Source organism: Streptomyces sp. CB03234, assembly GCF_001905885.1.
GTDB lineage: Bacteria > Actinomycetota > Actinomycetes > Streptomycetales > Streptomycetaceae > Streptomyces.
The window spans coordinates 868675-895385 of record NZ_LIYH01000002.1; the positions used below are offsets into that span (position 1 = coordinate 868675).

General features: G+C 71.2%; 23 protein-coding genes and 1 tRNA gene. 8 read left to right on the plus strand and 16 right to left on the minus strand.

Annotated elements, in window-relative coordinates; all coding sequences use genetic code 11:
* Nucleotides 1-8: 8 nt before the first annotated feature.
* The 3 genes from AMK26_RS10910 to AMK26_RS10920 are packed head-to-tail and all read right to left on the minus strand — an operon-like array spanning nt 9 to nt 1992.
* Nucleotides 9-275 carry a hypothetical protein gene (locus AMK26_RS10910; protein WP_073754312.1) on the minus strand — a complete coding sequence of 89 codons (267 nt, stop codon included), beginning with the start codon at nt 273-275 and terminating at the stop codon, nt 9-11.
* A 10-nt stretch (nt 276-285) separates the two neighbouring features.
* Nucleotides 286-1014 (minus strand): TetR/AcrR family transcriptional regulator, encoded by a 729-nt coding sequence (locus tag AMK26_RS10915; protein ID WP_073754313.1) that lies wholly within the window; start codon nt 1012-1014, stop codon nt 286-288.
* Nucleotides 1015-1056: 42 nt separating this feature from the next.
* Entirely contained in the window at nt 1057-1992 is a 936-nt protein-coding gene (locus AMK26_RS10920; RefSeq protein WP_073754314.1) for an AurF N-oxygenase family protein, read from the minus strand.
* Between the two features lie 160 nt (nt 1993-2152).
* On the opposite strand from AMK26_RS10920, the gene AMK26_RS10925 reads away from it, so the two are divergent.
* Entirely contained in the window at nt 2153-3256 is a 1104-nt protein-coding gene (locus AMK26_RS10925) for a ferritin-like domain-containing protein (protein WP_073754315.1), read from the plus strand.
* A 35-nt stretch (nt 3257-3291) separates the two neighbouring features.
* Complete coding sequence (locus tag AMK26_RS10930) at nt 3292-4137, plus strand: hypothetical protein (protein WP_073754316.1); 846 nt, start codon at nt 3292-3294, stop codon at nt 4135-4137.
* On the opposite strand, the gene AMK26_RS10935 is transcribed toward AMK26_RS10930, so the two are convergent.
* The 7 genes from AMK26_RS10935 to AMK26_RS36635 all read right to left on the minus strand — a co-directional run bounded on the left by AMK26_RS10935 (nt 4134) and on the right by AMK26_RS36635 (nt 12625).
* Nucleotides 4134-4586, minus strand: coding sequence for a DUF3291 domain-containing protein (locus AMK26_RS10935; RefSeq protein ID WP_073754317.1), 453 nt, complete (start codon nt 4584-4586; stop codon nt 4134-4136). The two genes, AMK26_RS10930 and AMK26_RS10935, sit on opposite strands and share 4 nt — an antisense overlap.
* 43 nt (nt 4587-4629) lie before the next feature.
* Nucleotides 4630-6135, minus strand: coding sequence for a penicillin-binding transpeptidase domain-containing protein (locus AMK26_RS10940; protein ID WP_073754318.1), 1506 nt, complete (start codon nt 6133-6135; stop codon nt 4630-4632).
* A complete protein-coding gene (locus AMK26_RS10945; protein ID WP_073754319.1) occupies nt 6132-7484 on the minus strand; it encodes an FtsW/RodA/SpoVE family cell cycle protein in 1353 nt (450 codons plus the stop codon). The genes AMK26_RS10940 and AMK26_RS10945 overlap by 4 nt, the downstream gene beginning before the upstream one ends.
* 570 nt (nt 7485-8054) lie before the next feature.
* Nucleotides 8055-9356: a sensor histidine kinase gene (locus tag AMK26_RS10955; protein ID WP_073754321.1), complete on the minus strand. Its 1302-nt coding sequence runs from the start codon at nt 9354-9356 to the stop codon at nt 8055-8057.
* Nucleotides 9356-10069 carry a hypothetical protein gene (locus AMK26_RS10960; RefSeq protein ID WP_241837857.1) on the minus strand — a complete coding sequence of 238 codons (714 nt, stop codon included), beginning with the start codon at nt 10067-10069 and terminating at the stop codon, nt 9356-9358. The genes AMK26_RS10955 and AMK26_RS10960 overlap by 1 nt, the downstream gene beginning before the upstream one ends.
* Nucleotides 10070-10160: 91 nt before the next feature.
* A complete protein-coding gene (locus AMK26_RS10965; protein ID WP_073754322.1) occupies nt 10161-10409 on the minus strand; it encodes a zinc-ribbon domain-containing protein in 249 nt (82 codons plus the stop codon).
* Complete coding sequence (locus AMK26_RS36635; protein WP_073754323.1) at nt 10406-12625, minus strand: PBS lyase; 2220 nt, start codon at nt 12623-12625, stop codon at nt 10406-10408. The genes AMK26_RS10965 and AMK26_RS36635 overlap by 4 nt, the downstream gene beginning before the upstream one ends.
* A gap of 224 nt (nt 12626-12849) precedes the next feature.
* Between AMK26_RS36635 and AMK26_RS10975 the strand changes: the two genes are divergently transcribed.
* On the plus strand, nt 12850-13650 hold the full coding sequence (locus AMK26_RS10975) for a nuclease-related domain-containing protein (protein ID WP_073754324.1): 801 nt from the start codon (nt 12850-12852) through the stop codon (nt 13648-13650).
* On the opposite strand, the gene AMK26_RS10980 is transcribed toward AMK26_RS10975, so the two are convergent.
* The gene (locus AMK26_RS10980; RefSeq protein ID WP_198944030.1) at nt 13647-14552 is read right to left on the minus strand and encodes an ATP-dependent DNA ligase; all 906 of its coding nucleotides are present in this window, start codon (nt 14550-14552) and stop codon (nt 13647-13649) included. The genes AMK26_RS10975 and AMK26_RS10980 overlap by 4 nt on opposite strands.
* On the minus strand, nt 14549-15433 hold the full coding sequence (gene ligD / locus AMK26_RS10985; RefSeq protein WP_073754325.1) for a non-homologous end-joining DNA ligase: 885 nt from the start codon (nt 15431-15433) through the stop codon (nt 14549-14551). Before ligD ends, AMK26_RS10980 begins: the two co-directional genes overlap by 4 nt.
* Before the next feature lie 40 nt (nt 15434-15473).
* On the opposite strand from ligD, the gene ku reads away from it, so the two are divergent.
* From ku to AMK26_RS11005, 4 genes are all read left to right on the plus strand, one after another.
* Entirely contained in the window at nt 15474-16496 is a 1023-nt protein-coding gene (gene ku / locus AMK26_RS10990; RefSeq protein ID WP_073754326.1) for a non-homologous end joining protein Ku, read from the plus strand.
* Nucleotides 16497-16728: 232 nt separating this feature from the next.
* Nucleotides 16729-17496 (plus strand): hypothetical protein, encoded by a 768-nt coding sequence (locus AMK26_RS37670; protein WP_241837858.1) that lies wholly within the window; start codon nt 16729-16731, stop codon nt 17494-17496.
* A gap of 301 nt (nt 17497-17797) precedes the next feature.
* Nucleotides 17798-19666: a site-specific DNA-methyltransferase gene (locus AMK26_RS11000; RefSeq protein WP_073754327.1), complete on the plus strand. Its 1869-nt coding sequence runs from the start codon at nt 17798-17800 to the stop codon at nt 19664-19666.
* 13 nt (nt 19667-19679) lie between these two features.
* Entirely contained in the window at nt 19680-22370 is a 2691-nt protein-coding gene (locus AMK26_RS11005) for a DEAD/DEAH box helicase family protein (protein ID WP_073754328.1), read from the plus strand.
* 7 nt (nt 22371-22377) lie between these two features.
* On the opposite strand, the gene AMK26_RS11010 is transcribed toward AMK26_RS11005, so the two are convergent.
* From AMK26_RS11010 to AMK26_RS11020, 4 genes are all read right to left on the minus strand, one after another.
* Nucleotides 22378-23253, minus strand: a complete 876-nt coding sequence (locus AMK26_RS11010; RefSeq protein WP_073754329.1) for an SGNH/GDSL hydrolase family protein — start codon at nt 23251-23253, stop codon at nt 22378-22380.
* Nucleotides 23254-23602: 349 nt separating this feature from the next.
* Complete coding sequence (locus AMK26_RS11015) at nt 23603-23878, minus strand: hypothetical protein (RefSeq protein WP_073754330.1); 276 nt, start codon at nt 23876-23878, stop codon at nt 23603-23605.
* A gap of 301 nt (nt 23879-24179) precedes the next feature.
* Nucleotides 24180-24239: transfer RNA gene (locus AMK26_RS36935), tRNA-Arg, on the minus strand.
* Between the two features lie 149 nt (nt 24240-24388).
* On the minus strand, nt 24389-25003 hold the full coding sequence (locus AMK26_RS11020) for an NYN domain-containing protein (protein WP_073754331.1): 615 nt from the start codon (nt 25001-25003) through the stop codon (nt 24389-24391).
* Nucleotides 25004-25521: 518 nt separating this feature from the next.
* On the opposite strand from AMK26_RS11020, the gene AMK26_RS11025 reads away from it, so the two are divergent.
* Nucleotides 25522-26694 (plus strand): DNA cytosine methyltransferase, encoded by a 1173-nt coding sequence (locus tag AMK26_RS11025; protein WP_107420915.1) that lies wholly within the window; start codon nt 25522-25524, stop codon nt 26692-26694.
* Nucleotides 26695-26711 lie beyond the last annotated feature (17 nt).

Below are 26711 nucleotides of genomic sequence, written 5' to 3' on the forward strand. Positions count from 1 at the left end.
CCGTGATCCTACGACTTCCGGGACCAGGGCCAGTTCAGCCGGCGCCGCTCGCGCCCCTCGGGGGCGTACTCGTACTTCCAGCCCCGCTGGAGCCCGAGACGCCTGGTGTAGCCGGAGGGGACGCGGCGGTAGACGTGGACGGCGGGCGGGCCGCCGTCACCGGCCGGGACGGGGACCGTGTACCACTTGGGCGGATGGCCGGTCAGGCCGGTCAGGACCGGCAGGACCCGGCCGTCCAGCGGGCCGCCGTAGAAGGGGGTGTTCTCGCTTCGCACCCCGCCAGTGTCACAGGAGGTGCGCGGCCTCGCTCACCACGGGGATCACCCGGCGCGCCAGCGTGCCCACCGGCCCCTCGGCCGTCTCCTGCGACAGCAGCACCGCCACCGCCCCGGCCGTCTGCTCGTCGGTCGCGGCGGTCGCCGTCAGCAGTGCGATCAGGTGGTCGACCAGCCAGGCGCGCAACTCGCCGGCGGGCGGCCGCTTGTCCTCGTCCAGCCAGATGAGTGACGCCGCCTCGACCGCCGCGATCCACGTACGCACCATCATCCGCAGCCTCGGCCCCGGGTCCGGCACACCCAGGTGGAGCAGAATCTGCTCGGCGGCCGCGCGCCGCACCTCGTCGACGATCGCGGTCGTACGGGACGTCTCGGCGACGCTGCCGCCCTGGAGCAGGGCGCTGAACCCGGCGTCGTGCTGGTCGACGAAGGCGAGGTACCGGTCGAGGACGCGGGCGAGCCGCTCGGTGGGCGGGCCGACGGCAGGTTCGGCGAAGCACAGCTCCAGCTCGTCGGCCGCCGACCGCAGCGCCGCCTCGTACAACTCCTGCTTGCCGCCCGCGAAGTAGCGGTACACGAGTGGGCGCGAGACACCGGCCGCCTCGGCGACGTCGTCGAGCGAGACGTCCTCCGGCGCCCGGTGCGCGAAGAGCGAGAGGGCGACGCCGAGGAGCTGTGTACGGCGCTCCCCGACGCTGAGCCGTCGGTACGCGGGCGTGGGCGCGGCGGCACTGGTCATGCCCGCAGCGTAACTCCGCCCCATCCTCCGTAGGGCCGGGCTTCAGGCGAGGAGGCCGGAACTCTTCCAGAGCCTGCGGCCCACGCCCCGCAGCACCCCGATGTCGTCGAGGAAGTCCGTCAGCCGCCTGGCGCCCGACTGCATGACCTCGCGGCGGTGGCCGCTGGCCCTGACCTGGGCGACCGCCTCGCGCCGGTCGAGGCCGACGTTCTCGTACACCTGGGGGTTGACGAAGCAGACGGAGAAGACGCGCGCCGCCTCGCCGCAGCTGAGCCGGGTGAACTCCTGCTCCCAGCGCGGGGCGGTCACCATCTGGCGGCGCAACTCCTCGCGCGCGTACCGGACGTGGCGGGCCTCCTCCACCACATGGATGCGGGTCACGCCGCGCACCAGGGTCTGGACGCGCTCGTCGGGGAAGGTGAGGCGCTGCATCCAGTCGAGGATCTCCTCACCGAGCAGCGTGGCGGCGAACGAACCGGGGGTCGTCGACACGGTCTTCAGGACGCGTGCCATGTTGTGGTAGACGCGCGGCACCTGGTACGCCGGGGCCTCGCCCTTCTGGATCATCTTCGCGAACATCATCGAGTGGCGGCACTCGTCCGCGATCTCCGTGAGCGCGTACCGCACATGGTTGCTGGTGACCGACTTGTCGTAGATGTGCCGGACCAGCAACTGCATCAGGATGATCTCGAACCAGATGCCGAGCGAGGCGAGCGACGCGGCCTCGTGCCGGGCCAGGTCCATCCGCTGCTCCTCGGACATCTTCCGCCACAGCGGGGTGTCGTAGAGGGAGACCAGCTCCGGCGGCCAGAACCACTTGCCGTCCTCGATGGGGGCGTCCCAGTCGAGTTCCTTGTCGGGGTCGAAGGAGTGCTTGGCCGAGGACTCGAGCAGGCGCTCGGCGACCTGTTCGCGGTCCCGGAGCGGGCCGAGCGCGTCGCGGAGCAGACGTATGTCGCGTTCGGTCACGGTCGTCATGAGCGGGGCACCTCGCGCAGTTGGTGTTACCGGGGGTCACTCCTTATGAGACTGCCTGTCAGTAAGGCCGTCAATCCCCTGTGCCCGACTTGTTGACCCGGCGTCTACCAACGTGTGAGCCTGCCAAGTACCCGTCAGCGCACAGGCGAAGGAGCCGTCCGTGTCGACGCACGACCTCTACAGCAAGGACCCGGGAGACCCGACCTGGCAGGTGCCCGCCACCGGCGCGGCCCGTTTCAGCTGGGAGTACGACGACGGCCGCGACCGGCTGCTGGCCCTCTACCAGAAGGGCAAGGACAAGCAGTGGGACGGCGCCAGGCGCATCGACTGGGACCTGGAGGTCGACCCGTACGACCCCCTCGGCACCCCGGACGAGGCGCTGACGCTGTACGGGACGCGCCACTGGGCGAAGATGACCGAGAAGGACAAGGGCGAGCTGCGCAAGCACTACGCCTCCTGGCAGTTCAGCCAGTTCCTGCACGGCGAGCAGGGCGCGATGATCTGCGCGGCCCGGATCGTGGAGTCCGTGCCCGACCTGGACGCCAAGTTCTACTCCGCCACCCAGACCATGGACGAGGCCCGGCACGCCGAGATCTACGGCCGCTTCCTGCACGAGAAGGTGGGGATGCTCTACCCCATCAACGACAACCTCCAGGGCCTGCTGGGCGACACCCTCCGCGACTCCCGCTGGGACATGCCCTACCTCGGCATGCAGGTCCTCATCGAAGGCCTCGCCCTCGCCGCGTTCGGGATGATCCGGGACACGACGGACAAGCCGCTGCCGAAGCAGATCCTGGCGTACGTCATGCAGGACGAGGCCCGGCACGTCGCCTTCGGGCGGATGGCGCTGCGCGACTACTACCAGCAGCTCACCGACGCCGAACTGCGCGAACGCGAGGAGTTCGTCATCGAGGGCTGCTACCTCATGCGCGACCGGCTGCGCGGTGTGGAGGTGCTGGAGAACTTCGGTGTCTCCACGAAGGAGGCGGAGGAGTACTCCGAGCAGTCCGAATTCCTCCACCTCTTCCGCAAACTCCTCTTCAGCCGCATCGTCCCCTGCGTCAAGGACATCGGCCTGTGGGGCGAGCGGCTCCAGAAGGCCTACGTCGACATGGGGGTCTTCGAGCTGGGCGACTCCAACCTGGACCTGCTGATGACCCAGGACGAGGAGATCGCCGAGCAGCTCGACCGCGAACGGTTCGCGGCCGAGGAGGCCGAGCGGGTCGCGGAGGTGACCGAGGCGATCGCGGAGGGTGGCTCGTGATCAGGGCCTTCGTGCCCGTGACGTAGCCTGCGGGCATGACCATGCCGCCTCCGCCCCAGCAGCCGCCCGGCCCGTACCCGGGCCCGTACCAGCAGCAGCCGCAGCCCGGCCCGTACCCCGGCGGGCAGCCCGGCCCGTACGGTGCCCAGCCCGGCCCCTACGGTGCGCAGCCCGGCTTCCCGCAGCAGTACCCCGGGCAGCCGGGGCCGTACGGCGGCCCGATACCCCCGCAGCCGCCGCGCAAGAAGCGCACCGGGCTGGTCGTCGGCATCGTCGCCGGATCCCTCGTCCTGCTCGGCTGCCTCGGCTACGGCGTCAAGATGGTCATCGACGGCGCCGGGGACGACACGCCCTTCCCTGAGGCCACGCACAAGCTCACCGTCCCCAAGACGCTCCTGGACAGCGAGTACACGCTCGCCCAGGACATGTCCGGCACCGAGGGCAAGAAGGTGCTGGAGGACACCTACGACCCCAACGTCCGCACGGGCGGAGCGGCCGTGGCCCAGTACACCGCCCAGAAGGACGGCGGGCTCAAGGCACTCGTCGTCTCCGGGTACTACGGCCAGATCAAGAACCCCGACGTCCAGCGGCGCAGCCTGCTGAGCGGCGCCGGCACCGCGCAGAACGCGAAGATCGAGACACCCGCCAAGGACGTCACCCCGGCCGGCTCCGACGTCAAGGTCGAGTGCGAGGTGCTCACCAACACCGAGGCGGGCAACAAGGTCACCTTCCCCATGTGCGCCTGGGCCGACGGCAACACCGCCGCCGGTGTCGCCGTCGTCGACGCGGCGAACGTCGGCCAGAAGCCCGAGGACATCGACCTGGCCGCGGCCGCCGAGCTGACCTTGAAGGTCCGTTCGGAGATACGCCTGCCGCTCTAGCCGAGGTCCCCCGGCGGGAAGGTCCTCCGCAGCGTGAACGCGTGCGGTGTCGGGCCCTGTTCGCGCAGGTGGAGGAGGCGCTTCTCGGCCTCCTCCACCGTCGGGCGGTGCCCCGCCTCCACCCACCACAGCGCGGTCATCGCCTCCTTGACCCGCTCGAACCACTCGTGCCGGCGGCTCAGCAGCTCCCGGTGCCGGCCCCGGTACATGAACGCCGTCAGGGCGTCGATGTCCCGCCACACCGACAAGTTGATGATCAGCCACTCGTCGCCGAACACCGGTACGTCGGTGGCGTCGCCGCCCTCGCTCTGCAGCCGCCAGACGAAACCGTCGGTGGCGTCGGCCGTGGCGTTCACCGGGTCGAGCGCGTCGACGAAGTCCTTCAACTCCGGCGAGTCCAGGGGGAATCTGAGCCGGGCGATGTTCACCTGTGCGAGCTGGAAGTCCATGGGCGCACCATAATCACGGCCCTGACGGCCGCCCGCCCGCATTTCACGGACCGAGACGACCGGCGCCGCGCCGCTCCTCCGCCCGCCGCTCCTCCTCCCGCAGCGCCACCTCCATCACCGAGCGGGCGATCGGCGCCGCGCTGCCCCCACCGCTGATGTCCTCCCGGTTCGCCGACGCGTCCTCCACGACCACCGCCACCGCGACCGCCGGCCGTCCGGTGTCCTCCCGCTGCGCCCAGCCGATGAACCACGCGTACGGAGTGCCGATGTTGCCCACGCCGTGCTGCGCCGTGCCGGTCTTGCCGCCGACCTTCGCGCCCGGGATCGCCGCGTTGCTGCCCGAACCGCCGTCCACGACGTCCACCATCAGCTGCTGCAGCCGCAGCGCCGTCGGCGGCAGCATCGCCTGCCGGTAGGTACGGCGGACGGCTTGCGTCACGGTGGCGCCGTCCGCCGTCGTCGTCCGGTCCACCAGGTGCGGCTGGGCGATCTCCCCACCGTTGGCGACCGCCGCGGCGACCATCGCCATCTGGAGCGGGGTGGCCGTCGTGTCGTACTGGCCGATGGCGGAGAGCGCGAGCCGGTCCAACGTCATCTCGGTGTCGAAGTTGGACCTGGCCACCGCCGACGGGACGCGCAGCGAGGCGTCGTTGAACCCGAACCGCCCCACCGCGTCGAGCATCCCGGCCGCCCCCACCTTCACCCCGAGGTGGGCCATCACCGTGTTGCACGACCAGCGGATCGCGTACGCCAGGGAGGCGTTGCCGCAGCCCTTCGCCTCGTTGGGCAGCGCGGTGCGCGTGCCGGGCAGCAGGTACGGGTCCGGGGTGCCGGTCGGGGCGTCGACGTCCGTGACGATCCCGGCGTCCATCGCGGCCGCCGCCGTCACGATCTTGAACGTGGAGCCCGGCGGATAGGTCTGCCGCAGCGCCCGGTTGAGCATCGGCTGGTCCACCGCCGCGTTGAGCCTGTGCCACGCCGCGGCCACCTCGCGGCCGGTGCCGGACAGCAGCCCGGGGTCGTACGAGGGGCTGCTCACCAGCGCCACGATGCGCCCGCTGTACGGCTCGATGGCGGCGACGGCGCCGCGCCTGCCGCTGAGCCCCTCGTAGGCGGCGCGCTGGAGCGGCTCGCGGATGGTGGTGACGACGTCGCCGCCCGCCGGCCGCGTACGGCTGAGGTCGTGCCAGAACGGGAAGGGCGCCAGCATCGGGCTCGTCCCCGACAGGACCGGATCCTCGGCGTGCTCCAGGAGGGTGTTTCCGTACGTCTGCGAGGCGTGCCCGGTGACCGGTGCGTACAGCGGTCCTTCGGTGTACGTGCGCTCGTGGCGCAGCTGCTCGCCGGTGTCCCTGGAGCCGGTGACGGGCGTGCCGTCGACGACGATGTCGCCGCGCGGCTCGGCGTAACGGGCCATCACCAGCCGCCGGTTGGCCGGATTCTTGTCCAGCGCCGGCGCCTCGAAGACCTGGACGCGGGCGGCGTTGACGAGCAGCGCGGCCAGCAGGAGCAGGCACAGTACGGCGGCGTGCCGGATGCAGGGGATCACCGGACCTCCGTCACAACGGGCAGGATGGCGCCGGGCTCGACGCCCTCGGGCTCGGGAGCGCGGGCGGAGTCGCTGACGCGGATCAGCAGAGCGACGATGATCCAGTTGGTGACGACCGACGAACCACCCTGCGCCAGAAAGGGCATGGCCATGCCGGTGAGCGGGATCAGGCCCATCACCCCGCCCGCGATGACGAACACCTGGAGAGCGGGGATGGAGGCCAGACCGGTGGCCAGGAGCCGGCCGAACGGATCCCGCAGCGCCAGTCCGGCCCGGAACCCGCGCGCCACCAGCAAGGCGTACAGCAGGAAGACGGCCGTCAACCCGGCGAGTCCCAGCTCCTCGCCGGCGGTGGCCAGGATGAAGTCGGACTTGGCGGCGAACCCGATCAGCACGGAGTCCCCCAGCCCCAGCCCCGTGCCCAGCATCCCGCCCGCGGCGAAGGCGAACAGCGACTGCGCGAGCTGCCCCGGCCCCTGGCCCGCCTCGATGGACGCGAAGGGGTGCAGCCAGTCCTCCACCCGGCTGTTGACGTGCGGTTCGAGGCTGCCGACCACGAACGCCCCGGCCGCCGCCAGCAGCAGCCCGACGGCGACCCAGCCGGTGCGGCCGGTGGCCACGTACAGCAGGATCACGAACAGCCCGAAGAACAGCAGCGAGGTACCGAGGTCCCGCTCCAGCACCAGCACGCCCACGCTGACCAGCCAGATCGCCACGACCGGCCCGAGCACCCGCCCGGTGGGCAGCTGCACGCCCCACACGCGGCGGCCGGTGTGGGTGAGGGCGTTGCGGTTCGCGGCGAGGTACGCGGCGAAGAAGACGGCGAGCAGGATCTTGGCGAACTCACCGGGCTGGAAGGAGAACCCGCCGATCCGGATCCAGATCTTCGCGCCGTTGACGGCGGGGAAGAAGATCGGCACCAGCAGCAACAGCAGCGCGGCGGCGACCGACACGTACGCGTAACCCTGCAGGGTCCGGTGGTCGCGGAGCAGGACGACCACCGCGATGAACAGCCCGACGCCGAGCGTGGACCACACCAGTTGGGTGGGCGCGGCGTGGTCGGCGGGGGTCTCCAGGTCGAGACGGTAGATCAGGACCAGCCCGAGCCCGTTGAGCAGGACCGCGATGGGCAACAGCAGCGGGTCGGCGTACGGGGCGCGGAACCGGACCGCGAGGTGCGCGAGCAGGGCGAGCAGCCCGAGCCCGGCCCCGTACGAGGCCGCGTCGGGCGGCACGGCACCGCTTCTGGCGAGACCGACGCCGACGTACCCGTACACGGCGATGAGGACGGCCCCGACGAGGAGGGACAGCTCCACGCCCCTGCGCTTGTGCGTCCTCGGTGCGGTCATGTCAGGCAACGTAGCAAGCGGGGCGGCATATGTCCGTTATGCCGGGTGTGCGGCGCACCGCCGGGACGGTGCCGTGCCCCTCCCACCGGCCCGCAGTCGCCCTCCACCCGCGGCGGTGCCGTGCCCCCTCCCACCGGCCCGCAGTCGGCCACCGGCCGGGGTGGGGCCGTGCAGGGTCGTCCCCGCAGAGGTTGGCGGCGACACGTGGGCTCCCAACCGGAGAACCCAAGGCCGCCGGCCTCGTGGGGGTGCCCCCTCTGGGGGAGAGACGAGCCCGGAGGGGCCACGCCCCCCATGCACCGGGGGTAGCCGCCGCTCGGGCACCGCCCCGGGGGGAACCGAGAAAAGGCGCCGCCCCGTTCCGTTGTGCCCACCCTCCCTCAAGCTCTCGGCTTCGCTCGAGCAGGGGGGACCCCCATCGCCCCTGCGGAACGATTGCCCACAACGGGGGCCGGGAGGGGTACCGCCCTGCGGGACGACTGCCCACAACGGGGAGGGGAGGCACCGCCCCAGGGGCGACCGCCCAGAACGGGGGCACCGCCCCAGGGGCGACCGCCCACAACGGGGGCGTCAGGGGGGTGTCGGGCCGGCCGGGGGGACCGTGTCGGCGGGGGCGTCCTGGTACTCCGGGAGCGTCAGGTGGGCCTCGGCGCCGCCGGAGGGGGCGTTCGTGAAGTGCAGCTCCGCACCGATGACCGACGCCTGCCCCGCCGCGATGGTCAGCCCCAGCCCGTGGCCCTTGCTGCCGCTCTCCGTACGGAACCGCTGCGGCCCGTGTTCCAGGAGGTACTCCGGGTACCCCGGACCGTGGTCGCGGACCGTCACCACCGGGCCGTCCACCGTCAGGGCGACCGGCGGGCGGCCGTGCTTGTGGGCGTTGGCCACCAGGTTCCCCAGCACCCGTTCCAGGCGCCGCTTGTCCGTCTCCACGCGCGCGTCCCGGACGATCCGTACCTCCGTGTCGGTGCCCGAGGCCCGCACCACGCGCTCGGCCAGCGGGCCCAGCTCGTGCACGTCGAGGTCGACCTTCTCGGTGCGCGCGTCCAGCCGGGAGATCTCCAGCAGGTCCTCCGTCAGCGCCCGCATCGCCTTCACCCGGTCCCGCACCATCTCCGCGGGCCGCCCCGGCGGCAGCAGTTCGGCCGCCGCCGACAGCCCGGTCAGCGGTGTACGCAACTCGTGCGCCACGTCCGCCGTGAAGCGCTGCTCGCTCTCCAGCTTGCCCTGGAGGCTGGACGCCATCGTGTCCAGTGCCCCGGACACCGTGGCGACCTCGTCCTCCGGGTGCGAAGGGTCTTTCGTACGGGGGTCGTTGACGCGCGCGTCCAGGTCGCCCGCGCTGATCCGCCGTGCCACCTGCGCCGTCAGGTGCAGCCGCCGCGTCACCCGGGTCACCGCGAACGAGCCGACCAGCAGCGTCGCCCCGATGGCCAGCACCGACGAGCCGAGGATCGCCTTGTCCAGCCCGCTGATGGTGCTCGCGCTCAGCGAGTAGTCCACGCGCACCGCCAGCGCCCGGCCGTCGGCGGGCCCGGCCGCCCACATGGTGGGCCGGCCCGCGAGGTCGTCGGCCACCAGCGTGCCGCGCTCGCCCCGGACGGCCAGGCCCCGCAGCGAGGACGGCAGGCCGTCCGGGTCGACGCCCGCGTACGACGGCAACGGCTCGCCCGCCTCGTACGCGCGCGTGACCTCCTCCAGCCGGTCCAGCGCCTTCTCCCGGGCGGTGTCCACCGTCTGACGGGTCACCGACACATGCACCAGGGCGCCCAGCAGGGCGGCCAGGGCGCAGCACATCACCGTGATGAAGACGCCGGCCTTCCAGGTCAGCGTCGCCATCCAGGCAGGCAGGCGCAGGCGTCGCGGGCGTCGCATCACGCACCACCCCGCCCCGGAGACGGAGTCGGCGGCACCGGCTTCACCCGGATGATCTCGTCCCGCGTCGGCAGCATCGTCCGCTGCTGGGCGTCCCACGACCACGCCGTGCGGTACTCGTATCCCGGGATGCCCGCCGAGACCACCCGTACGACCAGGTCCTTGCCCGCGAGCTGTACGCCCACGACCTGGTCGACGGTCGACATGATCCGGGTCAGGCCGCCCTTCTCGGGCATGTACACACGAAGGCCCGTCTGCTGGTCGGGCATGCGGATGCCGACGACCAGCTCGTCCTTGCCGTCGCCGGTGAGGTCCCGGTAGTACGGCGTCATCACCGGGCACCGCCTCGGCTCGCGCTTGCACTCCCGGATCTGCCCGGCCGTCTCCTGGTACATCCCGTCCGGCCCGCTGTACTCGTCGGGGTGCGCCGCCACCTCGGCCTGTACGACGTCCACCGGGTCGACCCGGTGGACGTCACCGCCCGGTACGCGCACGCCGGGCACCTGCGCGGTGTCGCTCTCGCCGTAGTCGTACGGAGGCGCCGTGACGGGTGGCAGGTCCGGCCACAGCCGGACCGGGCCGATCGCCGTCGGCGTGGGGCCCGCGCTCTGGAGCTCACCCGCGTCGCCGCAGCCCGCCAGCACCAGCGACGCGGCCACCGCCACGCCGGGCAGCAGCAGCGCCGCGTACACGGCCGGGCGGTGCGGGCTCACGGTGCTCCTGACTGGGGACGGGGCCGGGCTTCCCGTAAACCTTATTCGTACGGAAGTCCTTTTTGTCGACTCGTACGCCCGGCACCCGCCGTCATCGTGCCCGCGACGCGTCGCCCGACAGCATCCGGTCCGCCTGCTCGCGCGTGATCCGCTCCTCCGCGCCGCAGAACGTGCACTGCGTCGCGTACGACGTCGAGAACGGGAACAGCGGCACGAAGAACAGCGTGAACTTGGTGGTCTTCTTCCGCAGCGCGTGCGCGGCCGGATTGCCGCACCGGCCGCACACCAGCGTCAGCATCGCCAGCTGCTGGAGGTACCCCTTCGTCCCGAAGATGATCATTCGCCGGTCTCCTCCCGGAAGTGGCCCAGTGCCCGCCGGCACAGCGCCAGCAGCTTCTCGTCGTGGTGGACGTCGTGGTCGCCCGAGGTGCCCTCCGACACGTTGTGCCGGCGCGTGCGGGCCAGCTCCGCCTGCAGCAGCGGGGCGGCCTCCGCCGGCACGGACCCCAGCTCGGCGAGGCACTCGGCGATCTCCACGCGCGTGTGCCGGTTCTCCCTCCAGGCTCCCACCAGCACCGGCGTGGCCTCCCGGACCTCCCCGGTCACCCGGCACAGCGCCACGGCCGCGTCCACCCGCAGCCACACCTCGGGCACCGCCAGGCACGCCCGCAGCTCCGGCGCCGCGGCCACGGCAGCCCGCCCCATCGCGCCGACCGCCCACGCCGCCTTCCGCCTGCGCGCCGCGTCCGGCGCGCGCAGCAGGGCGCGCAGCCCCGGCAGTACGGCGCCGGCGTCGCCCTCCACGGCCCACAGGGCCCGGGCCGCCGACGTCGACACCGCCACCGAGCAGTCGTCCAGCAGCGCCCGCAGGTCACCGGCCGCCTCGCCCGCCGCCGGCCCGAACGCGGTCAGCGCCCGCAGCGCGGACCCCACCACCCACTCCCGGCGGAACGCGGGCGCCCCGCGCAGCACCCGCAGCACCTCCGGCAGCGCCTCCGCCGCGCCCAGGTGCGCCAGCGCCAGCAGCAGCGGGCTCGCCTCCTCGCCGAGCTCCTCGTCCAGCGGCAGCCCGCCGAGCCGGTGCCGCAGCGCGGGGATCAACGGGGCGCCGTCCTTGCCCAGGTGGGGGATGGCGTAGCCCAGCCGGCTGTCCAGATCGGGCTGTTGCAGGGCACGGGCCAGCGCTGGCACCGCCCGTGCATCACCGGTACGGGTGAGGGCCAGCAGCGCGTTGCTCAGCCCGAACCGGCCGCCCACCCGCTCCGGCGCCCAGGGCGCCGGGTCGGCCGCCACCTTGGCCGCCAGCGCGTCCGCCGCCGGGCGGGCCACCTCGAACAGGGTCTCCAGCCTCGCCACGGCGGCCTCGCGCAGCCGCGGCTCGGGATCGGCCAGCTGCGCCCCGACGAGCCGCACGACCTCGTCGTACGCCCCCCGCCATGTGCGCAGCAGGCCGCCGCACATCCACACCGCGTCCGCCCGCCGGCCCCAGTCGGGGCTGTGCAACTGGGCGGTGACCAGCGCGATCCGGTCCTCGACCCGGTCGTCCAGGGCGCTGTGCAGCGTCCGCAGCAGGTCGTCGGCCCACGCCGCGCCGCGCCCGGCCCGCTGCTCCTCGCGCAGCTCCCGCAACTGGCCCACCAGGGTGGGCGCACCGGGCCGCGCGTCGAACGGCTCCGGCAGCTCGGTGACGTCAGCCAGGTCGGCGAGGTCGGCGACATCGGCGAGGTCGGCCAGCTCGCACAGTTCGGCCAGACCGGTCGGGTGTGCCGGCAGGGCCCACCCACCCGCCACCGACGGAGCCGCGTCCCGTCGTCCGGGCGCCTCCCGCAGCCGGTCCAGCAGCTCCGTCACCGTCACCACGACGTCGCCGGGCAGCCGCGCGGGGGCGCACCGCGCCAGCTGGGCGAGGGCCGCGAGGCGCAGCGCCGGGTCCTGGGCGGCGCCCATCAGCCAGCCGAGCCAGTCGACGATCTCGTCGCGCAGCGACTCGTACCGCAGCGCGATCCGGCCCACGGCCTCCACCAGGGCGAGCCGCACCTCCGTGTCGGTCTCGACGGTCAGCCGCTCCCGGAGCAGGCCCAGCACCCGCGCGGGATCCCCGTGCAGCGAGGCGAGCGCGCCCGGCGCCGCGAGGCGCACCTCCCGGTCCCTGTCGCCGACGAGCGCGAGGAACACGTCCGCGCCGGCGGCGACGGCGGCGGCCGCCATCGCGTAGTTCGCCGCGTCCTCGAACTCCTCGTCGTCTGGATCCAGTTCGTCCAGCTCGTCGTCGCCGCCCAGGTCGATGCCGCCGATGCTGGTCAGCAGCTCGACGATGCAGCCGCGGTCCTGCACCCCGGGTGTGGCCACCAGCTCCAGCAGGAAGGGGATGCAGGCGAGCGTCGAGTCGTACACATCGCCCTGGTGGTGCACCGCGCCGTACATGCCGTCCAGCGCGACCTCCCGCTCCACCGGGTCGGGAGAAGCGAGCCCGCGCAGCAGCTCGGGCACATCGTCGGCCGGACCGTAGGCATGACCCAGCGAGGCCCAGTCGACCTCGTCGATCCCCGTGAACATGCCGTCCCTCCCCGCGAACACTGCATTAAGGGGCAATAGTGCACCACACCACCGACAGCCGTGCCCCGGCAATCGGACACGCACCGACCGTCTCTCCGGCCCGACTCCGGCTCGTCTCCGCGCCCGACTCCGGCTCGTCTCCATGCCCGGCTCCCGCCCTTCTCCCGCTCTTCTCTTGCCCCCGAGAGGCCCGGCTGTTCCCATGGGCGTGGGGGTGATGGGGCATGACCGCACTGCGCGTCACGCCGGTTGGCCGGGGCGGCGGTCACCGGCTGTGGGTCAGCCTGCCGGACGGCCGGGACGTCGCCTGGTACGACCGGGACAGCGGCCGGATCAGCCTGCTGTCCGAGGCGTACGAGGACGAGGTGCGGGCCGCGCTCGCGCCCTACGTCACCGGCGAGGTCACCGTCGGCCCGCCGCCCGTCCCCACCGCCTCCGACCTGGACCGTCTCACCCTCCACCCCGACGACGACCTCGCCCCCAACCGCCCGGGCGAAGCCCTGCACGCCGCACTCCAGGCCACCGCCCGGCGCCGTTTCCCCCGCCTGGACCCGCGCCTCGCGCGGCTCGCCGCGCAGGCGCGCGTCGGGGACGCCCTCGACGGGCTGGACGGGGCGGGCTGGCGGGTCCTGCACTGCGTACCCCTGCCGGGCTCCGCCCTGATCGACCACCTGGCGATCGGCCCCGCCGGCGTGCTCGCGGTACGCACCGTCGCGGCGCGCGGCCGACGGGTCCGGATCGCCGACCCGGCGGTCGCCACCGGCCGCGCGGCGCCCGAGCCGCTCCTTCGCTGGGCCCGCCGCGACGCCGAACGGGCCGCGCACGCCCTGGCCACGGCCGTGCGTCCGGTCCTGGCGGTGGCCGACCCGGGCCGCCTGGACGTGCTGCCGGGCCTCGGGGACGTACGGGTGCTGAGGGACGGCGAGATCCCGTCCCTGGCGAGGCTCGGGGGTGTACTGAAACCGGCGGACGTGGAAGCCCTGTACGCGACGGCCCGCGACCGCCGTACCTGGCTCCGCCTCTAACCCGGCTCCTTCAGCCGCAGCACCGTCGTCACCGTGTGCCGGGTCGTGCCGGTCGCCACCTCCGCCGTCAGCTCCGGCGGTACGCGGCGGTAGGGCACCTCGCCGAGGCCCACCGCCATGGCCGTGTCCGCCTCGCCCGGCGTCAGGGCGGCGAGCGCGGCACCCGCGCGGACGCGCAGCGCGGGGGGCAGGGGGCTGGAGACGACGGGGGTGTCGTCGTCGGGGAGGACCACGACGAGGGAGGCGGGCCGCTGCTGGGCACCGGTGAACCCGACGACCACCGCGTCCCAGGTGTCGGTGTGCCGGATCTTGCGCCACGCGCGCGTGCCCGCCTTGTACGGCTGGTCCAGGCGCTTGACGACCAGGCCCTCGACGCCGATCTCGGGCAGCGTCTCGTACCAGGTGGCGGCCAGTTCCGGGTCGGTCGTCATGGGGACGTGCTGGATCGGCGGGCCCAGCTCCGCGAGCAGCTCCACCAGCCGCTCGCGGCGGTCCGCGTACCGCCGGCGCCGCAGGTCGGCGCCGTCCGCCGCGAGCACGTCGAAGGCGGCGTACGAGGCGGGCAGCCGCCGCGCCAGCCCGGGCGCCCGCCCGGGGGTGGCGGCGGCCCGGCCCTGGACGGCGGCGAAGTCGATGCGGCCCTCCCGCCAGACGACCACCTCGCCGTCCAGCACCGTGCCGTCGGGCAACTCCCGGGCGGCCGCCACCAGATCGGGGAACGCGGCGGTGACGATCCGCCCCGAGCGGGCCTGGAGGACCACCCCGGGGCCCTCACCCGCCGCCTCCCGGAAGATCACCATCCGGTGACCGTCGAACTTGGGTTCGTACGCCAGTCCCGCCTCGCGCGGCAGTGCTTCCACGGTCTGCGCGAGGGCCACCTTCAGGGGAGGTTTCAGCATCATGGCAGCGGCCCCGCCCGGTCCGGGTCCAGCAGCGGCGCCAGCAGGTCCCCGTAGTCCGTCAGGCGCGGGGCCATGTCCTCCATGAGGAAGACCAGCTGCGCGGGGTTGCCGCAGGCCTCGACCTCCTCCCAGGTCACGGGTGCGGAGACGGCCGGTTCGCGGCGGGCGCGCAGGGTGTAGGGGGCGGCCGTCGTCTTGGCGGCGTTGTTCTGGCTGTGGTCGACGAAGACCTTGCCGGGTCGCAGGGACTTGGTCATCCGGTGCACGACCAGCGCCGGAAGGTCCGCCTCCGCCTCGACGGCGAGCTGCTTCGCGTACGCCTGGACCCGCTCCGAGGGTGCCGGCTCCAGCGGCACGTACAGGTGCAGGCCCTTGGCGCCGGACGTCTTGGCGTACGCCTCCAGTCCGTCCGCCGCGAGCCGCTCCCGCAGCCAGAGCGCGACCTTGCAGCATTCGACGACGGTGGCGGGCGCGCCGGGGTCGAGGTCGAGGACGAGCCGGTCGGCGAGGGCGGGGGCGTCGGCCAGCCATTGGGGGGTGTGGAACTCCACGACCAGGTTCGCCGCCCACATCAGGGAGGGGAGGTCCTCGACGATCACCTGGTGGGCGTTCTTGTCCTCCGATCGGGGGACGGAGACGGTTTTCACCCAGGAGGGTGTGCCGGGCGGCGGGTTCTTGGTGAAGAACAGCTGGCCGTCGGGGCCGTCCGGGTAGCGGAGGAACGACAGGGGGCGGCCCAGGAGGTGGGGGAGGAAGGCGGGGGCGGTGGTCGCGTAGTAGTGCAGGATCTCGCCCTTGGTGGTCCCGGTGGCGGGGTGGATGACCTTCTCCAGGTTGCTGAGCGCCAGCCGCCGCCCCTCCACCTCCGTGATCGGCGTCATACGATGAGAATCCCATGAATCGGTACGAAAGGGATGAACCGTGCGATCCATATGGAATGGCGCCATCTCGTTCGGTCTGGTCAGCATCCCTATCAAGCTGGTGAACGCGACCGAGAACCGGTCCATCTCCTTCCGGCAGATCCACACGGAGGACGGCGGCCGGATCCGCTACCGCAAGGTGTGCGAGCTGGACGGCGAGGAGGTGTCGTCGGAGGAGATCGGCAAGGCGTACGAAGAGGCCGACGGGACCATGATCCAGATCACCGACGAGGACCTGGCCCAGCTGCCGCTGCCGACCGCCAAGACGATCGAGATCGTCGCTTTCGTACCGGCGTCGCAGATCGACCCGCTCCAGATCGACACGGCGTACTACCTGTCGGCGAACGGCGTGCCGGCCGCGAAGCCGTACACGCTGCTGCGCGAGGCGCTCAAGCGCAGCGACCGGGTCGCGATCGCCAAGTTCGCGCTGCGCGGGCGCGAGCGGCTGGGAATGCTGCGGGTCGTCGACGACGTCATCGCCATGCACGGGCTGCTGTGGCCGGACGAGATCCGCAGCCCCGAGGGCGTCGCCCCGGACACCTCCGTCACCGTCCGGGACGCCGAACTCGACCTGGCGGACGCCCTGATGGACACGCTCGGCGAGGTCGACATCGAGACCCTGCACGACGACTACCGGGAGGCCGTCGAGCAGATGATCGCCGCGAAGGCGGAGGGCGCCGAGGTCGCCGCGCCGAAGGAGGAGAAGCCCGGCGGCCAGGTCATCGACCTGATGGCCGCCCTGGAGAGCAGCGTACGCGCGGCCCGCGAGGCCCGCGGAGAGGGCGAGCCGGAGGCGTCCGTGCACGAACTGCCGGGCCGCAAGAAGACCGCCGCCCGGGCCGCGCCCAAGGAGAGTGGCGGGAAGAAGTCCACGGCCAAGTCGTCCGGGACCGCGAAGAAGGCGGCCCCTGCCCGCAAGTCCACCTCGAAGACGGCCGCGAGCGGAACGAAGGCGGCCGACAAGAAGACCACGGCGAAGAAGTCCACCACCAAGAAGGCATCGCCCCGCAAGCGTGCCTCCTGACCCCTGGCGCCGGCGAGACGGCGTTGTGGGCGGTACGGGACACCCAGAGCCCGCGCCCACGCCAGGTGGTGTCCCACACCGCCCACAACGCGTCCGCCTTCGGGCTACCTCGCGCCCTACCTGGAGGACGTGAGCGGCACCTTCGCAGGCGGCACGTTCACCGACCAAGCGCGCCCCGGCTCTGAGTAGCCGTACTCATGACCGGTTCACCGCCCGGAACCAGACTGCCGGCATGACACCAACTCACCAGCGCAACACCCGCGTCGGCCGTACCCTCAGACCCTCCCGCGTGCGGCGCGGCGCGGCACTGGCGGCGCTGTGCGCACTCGCCCTCACCGCCTGCGGTGCCGAGCGTGCGGGCGGCGGGGACGCGAAGGCCGCCACCGTCGGTGCCGCCCCGGCCCGGTCCGCTGCCGCCGGCCCCACGGCCGAGCCCCCGGTCGACCCCGCCGACACCGCAGGCCCCGAGTTCCTCACGTTCATGGAACTCCTCCTCTCCGTCGCCGAACCGTGCGCGGGGGACGTCCCGGCCCCGGATCTGCCGGGGGAGCCGGAGCCACCGCGGCAGGGCGGGCCGGTGCCGCCCGAGCCCAAGCCCGTGCCGCCCGAGCCCGTGCCCGAGGTGCCCGTCCCGGTCCCGGACGAGCCGCTGCCCACGGAGAAGCCCCGGCCCGCCCGAGCCGCCACGGAGGAGGCCGAGCTGAGCGCCGTGGAGACGTGCGCGGCGTCCCACCACGCCCGCCGCATCACCAAGGCCCTCGACGGTACGTCCGACCCGACGCCGTCGCACGTCGAGGACGCCCTGCGCGGCCTCGGCTACCTCGACGAGCGGATCCACGGTGTGCGACGCTCCGGCGAGAAGGTGACGTTCGTCCTCGACCTGCGGGTCATGGGCGGCCAGTTGTGTCTGTCCGGCAGCACCACCGGTACACGGACCGCGATCGAACCGTATGGCGCCTCCGTGGAGGTCGACTGCGCGGACGTGCGGCGCCGCGGCTGACCATGGGACGTGCGGGGGCCGGTCCGGCCACCCGCCCGGTCGCGAGGCGCGGCCAGGACAGGTCGGACAGCCAGTACTCGCTCGGCGCCCGCCGCCCCGGCTCGCCCCACGCCCCGAGCAGAACCAGGTCCTGCAGGCCGTCCCGCCCGCCGCCCGGGCAGCGCAACCGCACCCGGGCGGAGAGCCCGCCCTCACCGACGCGCGGGCGGTACGGTTGCGCTCACGTGGTGACGCCGGCACAGCGATTCCGCGGGACCAGCCGGCGCACGGATGACAGGAACGGCGGACGGACACGGTGTCGATGCGGCGGATGCGGCCGGGTGATCCCGAGACCAGGTCCCTGGACCTGGTGGGCGAGAACGTCGCGCAGCTGAAGAAGCTCTTCCCCAGCGCCTTCACCGAGGACGGTATCGATCTCGACGCCCTGCGTGAACTCCTGGGCGGCGACCCGGCCGGAGGCCGGGAGAAGTTCGGCCTCACCTGGCACGGAAAGCGGCGGGCGGCCGAACTCGCCCGGCTGCCCAGCGACGGCACCCTCCTGCCCCGACCCGCCGAGAGCGTCGACTGGGACACCACCAGGAACCTCGTGATCGAGGGCGACAACCTCGAAGTCCTCAAGCTCCTGCAGAAAAGCTGTGCCCACAAGGTCAAGCTGATCTGCGTCGACCCGCCGTACAACACCGGACGGGACTTCATCTACCCGGACAGTTTCCAGGACGGCGTACGCGACTACCTCGCACTCACCGGCCGGCTGGACGGCGACGGCGGCCGTCTGAGCAGCAACGTCGAGACCTCCGGCCGCTACCACAGCGCCTGGCTCGACATGATGTACCCGCGCCTCTTCCTGGCCCGCAACCTCCTCAGGGAGGACGGTGTCGTCTTCATCTGCATCGACGACCACGAGGTGCACCACCTGCGTGCCGTCATGGATGAGATCTTCGGCCCGGAGAACTTCGTCGCCACCGTGATCTGGCAGAAGGTCTATTCCCCCAAGAACAGCGCCCGGCACTTCTCCGAGGACCACGACTACCTCCTCGTGTACGCGAAGGACGCCGACGCCTGGACACCGGGACTGCTGCCGCGCACGGACGAGCAGAACGCGGCGTACAAGAATCCCGACAACGACCCGCGAGGGCCCTGGAAGGCCGACAACTTCACCGCCCGGAATTACTACAGCAAGGGCACCTACCCCATCACCACGCCCGGCGGCCGGGTCATCGAGGGACCGCCGCCCGGAACGTACTGGCGGTATTCCGAGCGGACCATGCGAGAAATGGACGCGGACAACCGCATCTGGTGGGGCCGGGACGGCACCAACAGGCCCGCCGTCAAGCGTTTCCTCTCCGAGGTCAGACAGGGCCGCGTTCCCCAGACGCTCTGGTCGTACGAGGAGGTGGGCCACAACCAGGACGCCAAGCGCGAGCTGCTGGAGCGCGTCACGTTCGCCTCCTCCGACAGCGTCTTCGACACCCCCAAGCCGACGACGCTCATCCGCCGCGTCCTCACCCTCGCGACCCGGCCCGATACCGAGGACATCGTCCTGGACTTCTTCGCCGGGTCCGGCACCACCGGCGACGCCGTCCTCCAGGCCAACGCCGAGGACGGCGGCAACCGGCGCTACATCCTCGTCCAGATCCCCGAGCCGACCGGCCACCCCGACCACCCCACCGTCGCCGACATCACCCGCGCCCGGCTGCGCGCGGCCGCCACCGCGCTTCCGGCCGCCCCCGACCGGGGCTTCCGCTCCTTCGCGCTCGGCGAGTCCGGCATCCTCCGCTGGGACACCGCCCGCCAGGACGTCGAGCAGCAGACCCTGGAGCTCGTCGACACCATCGCCCCCGGCCGCACCGACCAGGACGTGCTGTACGAACTTCTCCTCGGCCGGGGCCTGGACCTCTCCCTGCCCGTGGAGAGGCGGACCTTCGGCGGTGTCGCCGTCCACTGCGCCGGCGGCGGCCTGCTGTTCGCCTGCCTGCCCGCCCCGGACACCATCGGCAGGGACCGTGTCGAGGCCCTCGCGCACGGCATCGTCGACTGGCGCAAGGAGCTGGACCCGGCGGGGGAGGTGTCCGTCTACTTCAGGGACATCGCGTTCCGGGACGACGTGGCCAAGGCGACCATGGCGGCCATCCTCGACCAGTACGGCTTCCCCTTCGTCAAGAGCCTGTAGGCGAGGGGAGCGCATGACCGGTCTCCGCCTGCACTTCAACGCCGAGCTGGACCACCAGCGCAAGGCCGTCGACGCGGTCCGCGACCTGTTCCACGGCAACGCGTGCCCGCCCGCCGCCCAACTCGCCAACCGGCTCACCCTCACCCGCGAGCGGCTCGGCGAGAACCTGCGTGCCGTCCAGCTCCGCGGCGGCCTCGCCCCCTCGCCGGACCCCGACCCCGACGACCTGAACTTCACCGTCGAGATGGAGACGGGCACCGGCAAGACGTACGTCTACCTGCGCACCATCCACGAACTCCACCGGCACTACGGCTTCACCAGGTTCGTCGTCGTCGTCCCCTCGATCGCCATCAAGGAGGGCGTCCGCACGTCCCTGCGGGCCACCGCCGAGCACTTCAGGGCCCTGTACGACGGGACGCCGCTGACGTACTTCATGTACGACTCCGCCCGGCTCGGGCAGGTGCGGAACTTCGCGTACGACACCGGCATCCAGGTGATGGTCACCACCGTGGCGGCCATCAACAAGAAGGACACCGCCCTCATCCACCAGCCCAGCGAAAAGACCGGCGGCGACGCCCCCATCGACCTGATCCGCCGGACCCGACCCATCCTGATCGTCGACGAGCCGCAGAGCGTCGACGGCGGCCTCAACGGCAAGGGCAGACAGGCCCTGGCTGCCATGCGCCCGCTCTTCACCCTGCGCTACTCCGCCACCCACACCGACACCTACGACATGGTCTACCGGCTCGACGCCGTCGACGCCCACCAGGCCGGGCTCGTCAAGCAGATCGAGGTCGCCGGCGGCGCCGTCGAGAACGCCCACAGCCGCCCGTACGTCCGCCTGCTGTCCCTCAGCACCAGGAAGAACGACCTCTCCGCCACCGTCGAGCTGGACGTCGCCGCCAGGGGCGGTGGCGTACGCCGCACCGGCGTCGTCGTCCGCGACGGCGACCGGCTCGACGTGGTCACCGGGCGCTCCGTGTACGAGGGCCTCCGGATCGGCGAGATCGACAAGACCCGGGGCGAGGAGTTCCTGCAGCTGCGCGGCCCCGGCGCCGGCCACCGCCTCCGTATCGGCGAGGCCTACGGTGACATCCCGCACCTGGAGAAGGCCCGGCAGCTGATCCGCAGGACGGTCCGCGAGCACCTCGACAAGGAACTCCTGCTGCGCCCCCGGGGCATCAAGGTGCTCAGCCTGTTCTTCATCGACCGCGTCGACCGCTACCGGGCGTACGGGGACGACGGGAAGCCGGTCAAGGGCGACTACGCGCGGATCTTCGAGGAGGAGTACCGGCGGCTGAGCGGGGCGGACCCGGCCGCCGTGCACGGCGGCTACTTCGCCTGCGACAGGAAGGGCATCTGGAAGGACATCGGCGAGGGCCGCGGCCAGGACGGGGCGGAGGCCGCGCGGGCGTACGACCTGATCATGCGGGACAAGGAGCGGCTGCTGAGCCTGGACGAGCCGCTGAGGTTCCTCTTCTCGCACTCGGCGCTGCGGGAGGGCTGGGACAACCCCAACGTCTTCCAGATCTGCGGCCTCCGCGAGATGGGCACGGAGCGCCAGCGCCGCCAGACCATCGGCCGCGGTCTGCGCCTCGCGGTCGACCAGGACGGCCGCCGGGTGCAGGGCTCCGAGGTGAACAGGCTCACGGTGATCGCCGGTGAGAGCTACGAGCAGTTCGCCGCCGGGCTCCAGAGAGAGCTTCAGACCACCGAGCGGATCCGTTTCGGCGTCGTCGAGCCGCACCAGTTCGCCGGCCTGCCCTCACCCGGTGACCCCGCCGTCCCGATCGGCTTCGACGCCTCCGTACGCCTCTTCGCGCACCTCCGCGCGGAGGGGTACGTCCACCGCGCGGGCGCGATCGACACCGCGGCCCTCTCGCGGGCCCTCACGGAGAACACCTTCACCCTCCCGCCCGGGTTCGCCCCCCTGACCGCCACCGTCGCCGAGCTGCTCACCCGGCGCGCCCGCGGCCTGAGGATCAGGAACCGGGAACCGGGGGCCACCGCCGAGGCGCCCGCGCGGGCCTTCGGGAGCGAGGCGTTCCGGGAACTGTGGGAGCGGGCCCGGCACCGCACGGCGTACCGGGTGGACTTTGACAGCGAGAAGCTGATCGCGCAGTGCGTACGCGACCTGCGTGCGGCCCCGCCGGTGACGCCGGCGCGCATGCGCTGGACCAAGGGCCAGGTCCGCGTCACCGGGGCCGGGCTCGCCACCACCGCCCGCGGGACGGCCGCCGCCCCGGAACGCGTCGACCAGGGGGACATCCCGCTCCCGGACATCCTCGGCGAACTGGCCGACCGCACCCGGCTCACCCGCCGCTCCGTCCGGCGCATCCTGACCGAGAGCGGCCGGCTGGCCGACTTCCGTGCCAACCCGGAGGAGTTCACCGACCTGGTCGCCGGAGTCGTCACGGCCCGCAAGCGGAGGCTGCTGGCCGGCGGCGTCACGTACGCCGAAGTCGGCACGGGCGGCGTCTACGCGCAGGAACTGTCCGGGGAGCCCGATGGCCGCGAGGGCGACGACCGTGTCGTCCTCTCCACCGGGCTCCCCGCCGGGTTCCGCGTGCCGACGCCGCTGGGCGACTACTGCCCGGACCGGGCCGTGGTGCGCGAGACCCCCGACGGGCGGCGGCGTATCCACTTGGGGCCGGCGGCGGAACAGGTACGGAGCCCGGCGGGGCGGACGGAGCGGATGGGGTGAGAGCCGGTCAGCGGGCGGCGGCCAGGACCGCGTCGGCCATCGCCGCCTCACCGGCCGCGTTGGGGTGGAACGGCGCGGCGGCGTTGGTGGCGAGGGGCTCCATCCACCGGGTCGCGGCCGGCTTGCAGGCGTCATGCCCGATGGAGGCGGTGTAGGTGTCCACGTACACGGCGCCGTTCGCGGCGGCCTGAGCGGCGATCATGGTGTTGAGGCGCTTGTGGGTGTCTCTCAGCCAGGGGGCGTCGCCCTTGGCTATCGAGACCACGGAGGGGCAGTTGGTGCCGTCGTCGGGGAGGATCGCGGGGTATCCGGTGACCAGGACCCGTGCGTGCGGGGCGCGTTCGCGGATCCCGTCGATGGTGGCGGCGATCTTGGGCGCCGTGGCGTTGATGGTGGCGGCGAGCCGGTCGGTGCCGGTCCAGGTGTAGCTGTTCTTGCACGGGGAGCCGGCGAGGTTGAACAGGCCCAGGGTCACGCAGCGGGTGATGATCCCGGCGAAGCCGATGTCGTTGCCGCCGATGGTGAGGGTGACCAGGTAGGTGTCGGCGCTCAGCGCGTCGAACTGCGGCGGGGCCGAGCTGTTCTGAGCGGACGTCATGTGCACGGTGGTGGCTCCTCCGCACGTGACGTCCTTGTGGGCGGTGGGCGCGAGCGCGGCGTTGACCAGAGTGGGGTAGTTGCGGTTGGAGCGGGTGCAGGCGGAGTCGACCTGGTCCGGAACACCGGCTCCGGAGGCGTACGAATCGCCCAGGGCCACATAGCGGTTGACCGGTGTGTCCGCGGCCATGGCGGGGCTCGCGCCCAGCCCCGCCGTGAGGGCGAGGGTGGCGGTGGCGGCGGCGAGAAGGGTGCGGGTACGGCGGCTCGACGGAACTGATCGCATGACGGCGCCTCTCGGGCTCGGAGAAGGGGCGGAAGCCTTCTGCCGCCGGGGAGGGCCAGAAGGCACACGAGAGCGGCGGCAGGCGGTCCCGTCCGCCCGCCGTCGATGGTGCGAGGTGCACTGCGCGCAGTTACTGGTCAGTCGTACTGGCACGTAATATGTGGCCGGAGTGACGGTGCGTCAAGACGTCCAGCGTTAAATAGTTCAGTGACCGTCCAATTCCCCGCCCGGGCCCGCCGCCACCCGGACAGGGAGCGCAGCCAGGTACCCGCCGTTCCTCCTCAGGTGCGCCCGGCCTCCGCCCCGGCCCGGCGGTCGCGCGGAGCCGGAGCTCGGGAGGCCGGGCGGCTCACACGTCGGGGTTCGTGCCCTGGGCGGTCTTCTTCAGCCGGTCGATCCGGAGCTTCGCGAGGTCGTTGTAGTTCGGCTTCTCCACGAAGGCTTCACCCTTCTTGCCGTCCTTCTCGGCCTTGCCGCGCTCCTCGGTGACCAGGGCCTTGTACGTGGCTCTGGCGTCTCCCGGGCTCTGGAAGGCCAGGATGCCGAAGGCGACCTCACCGTCGTACTCGGAGCTGTCGAAGCCCTTGGGGGCGCTCGCCTTGCTGAGGAGGGCGGTGCGGACCATGTCCGGCGTCAGCGTGACGGGGGGCTTGTCGCCGTCCCTTCAACGTCAACCCCTTGCGCTCATCGCCGAGTTGGCGTGGACACTCAAGCGCACATGGGCTGAGCGCGCCACATGCGTCCCGCCGGTCGACGGCCGTCGTACCCCGTTCACAACGGAGGACCTCGTTCAGCTCCCGGGGGCGGCTCCCGAGGGCCGCGAACGACAACGACAAAGAGCCGGACCCAGTGGGACTGGATCCGGCTCTCGATGTCTGGCACATGTGCTGGTCAGCGGGATGATCACGCTGTTCCGGCTTCTGTGCCCCTGGCAGGATTCGAACCTGCGCACACGGCTCCGGAGGCCGTTGCTCGCCCACAGATCTCCGCAGATCAGAGCGCCGTTTGCAGCGGGCTGAACGGAACTAGTCCACAGATGGTCCGCGGCCCGTTGCCGGTGCGGTGTCTGTCGTGGGATTTGACCTGACCTCTGAGCACAGGAGCGTTGGCTGGCCCAAAGAGACCTTTCGCCTCTTCAGGTACTGCGGGTGTAGTCAGTCTTGTCTTGGACCCTCTTGTAGACGTCTTCGCCTATCCAGTGGCAGTAGAGGTTTCTGTGGCTGATGGCGAGCCGTCGGCAGTGCTGGCCGTTGACGGACCAGGGTGCCACTTCTGCTCGTGGCCTACCCCGGGAGGTTGTCAGCTCTGCCACGTATTCGAGTGCGGGTTTCAGATCGGTGTCGGTAGACACCATGATCCCAACGTCGTACTCGCCGCGAGTGGCCATGACGGCAAAGTCCAGAGTGAGCTGGACGTCGATGCCCTTTTCCTGGGGTCGCTCCTTGGGCCACGCAGGTGGGTAGCGCAGGGGCCGGGTGACAAGTTGAACGAGGGGGTCGCTCTCCCACTGGGAGTGCTGCCGTCGTGAGGCGCCGTAGGAGCCGGGCTGCTTGCTCGCGTCGGGTTGGCCACGATAGATACGCACCTGATGAAGATGGCGGTCATAGGGGCTGTCGGCTGCAAGGTGCCGGGCGAGGGCTACGGGGTCGAACTGGCCCATGCTCCAGTCTTCCCAGCCCTGGTGGTAGAGCCGACGGGCCTGCATGTAGGTGTTCTGATAGTCGTAGAAGACGACGACTCTGTCGCTCAAGGACCCCCCGGAACGAATAATCCCCGCCAGTGCGGGCTAGGCCCAGACGACGGGGAGGAGTGAGTAGAACTTAACGCGTCGGGGAGTAGATCGCAATACGACCGCACGTCTCATCTTGGCTACTTTAAGTAACCGTCGCTCGTTCAGGGCATGCCGTCTGCTGACGCGGTTCGCGTCTCCGCACGTGGCAGCCCCGGCGCATGCTGCGCCTCTGTGTAGTCCGCACGGCGTCGTGTAGTGCTGGCTGGCACCGCTAGGACCGTGGTTGATGGTGGCCTCACGGCCGGTTGATCAAGTGTAGATGCGGGTAGCCCCTCGTGCGGCTGTTGGCTGTCCTGTGCTGCTGTCGTGCCGGCCACTTCTGGCCGCAATCGTTCATTGCCGTTTGGTTGGACGGTGATGCCAGTCACTAGGTGTTGACGGGTCGCCTCTCATGACCCGGACCACGCCTTGGCTGACGCATCCCGAGGACCTGCGTAGCTTCGGGACGGGCCACAGGGTTGCGCTACTGTGGCGCGGTGAATCGCGAGTTGCCTGTGATCAGTCTCTTCTCCGGCGCGGGTGGCTTGGACTGCGCTGTTGAGCGTTGTGCCGAGCCACCACTGAGCCATGACGGCAGCGGATCACCACTTCGTGTTGCCGTCGCAACGGACTATGACGAGACAGCTCTGCAAACACTCGCCCAGAACTTTCCGCACACCAAAACGTTGTGCGGGGACATCCAGACCACGCCGACTGAGCAGATTTTGGAAGCAGGCGGGCTGAAACGGGGTGATGCCACCCTGCTGATCGGCGGACCCCCATGTACACCGTTTAGTAAGTCTGGCTTTTGGATCGAAGAGAAGCGGAACAGTGCTGACCCGAACGCCTCTCTGCTCGATGAATATGTCCGTGTGGTTCGCGAGAGTAAGCCTGAAGCTTTCATCCTAGAAAACGTTCAGGGGCTCACTTACAAGACACACAAAGCCCAGTTCGATCGCCTTATCGAGGGATTGAGGGATGCAGGCTACAATCCCTCGTACAAAATCCTCCTTGCTGCGGAGTATGGCGTTCCTCAACTCCGCCGCAGGGTTTTCGTCGTAGGGCGCAGGGATGGGAAAACATTTCACTTCCCTCAATCTACGCACTCAGGTGAATCAGAACGTGATCGCGTAATCGACCATTCGAAGATTCCGTTCGTGGGGCTAAGGCAGGCCTTTCAGGGGCTACCAAAAGAACCAATTGACCTGAGCGATATCGTTGAGGGTACATATGCTGACCTGGCCGCAGAAGTACCCCCTGGGCAGAATTACCTGTGGCACACTGACCGCTATGAAGGGCGCAACGTCTTCAAGTGGCGGAGCCGATACTGGACATTTCTTCTGCGTGCAGAACCCGACCGGCCTTCTACGACACTTCAAGCGCAGCCAGGTCCCTGGGTGGGTCCCTTCCATTGGGAAAACGTCCAAAATGGAAAGGGTGAAGCTCGCGCTCGCCGATTCACTGTGCCTGAGATGAAGCGCATCATGACCTTCCCTGACGAGTTCCAATTCGCAGGAGGGCGACGTGAAGTGCAAAGGCAGATCGGCAATGCCGTACCAGTAGAGTTGGGGAAGGTCGTTGTCCGTGCCCTCATGGAGCAGATGGGTTATGTGCAACCCATGCTCGATGAGACAGGGCAAGCCTGCAATGAGCAGCTTTCACTGATCTAGCATCTCCCAGGGGTGGG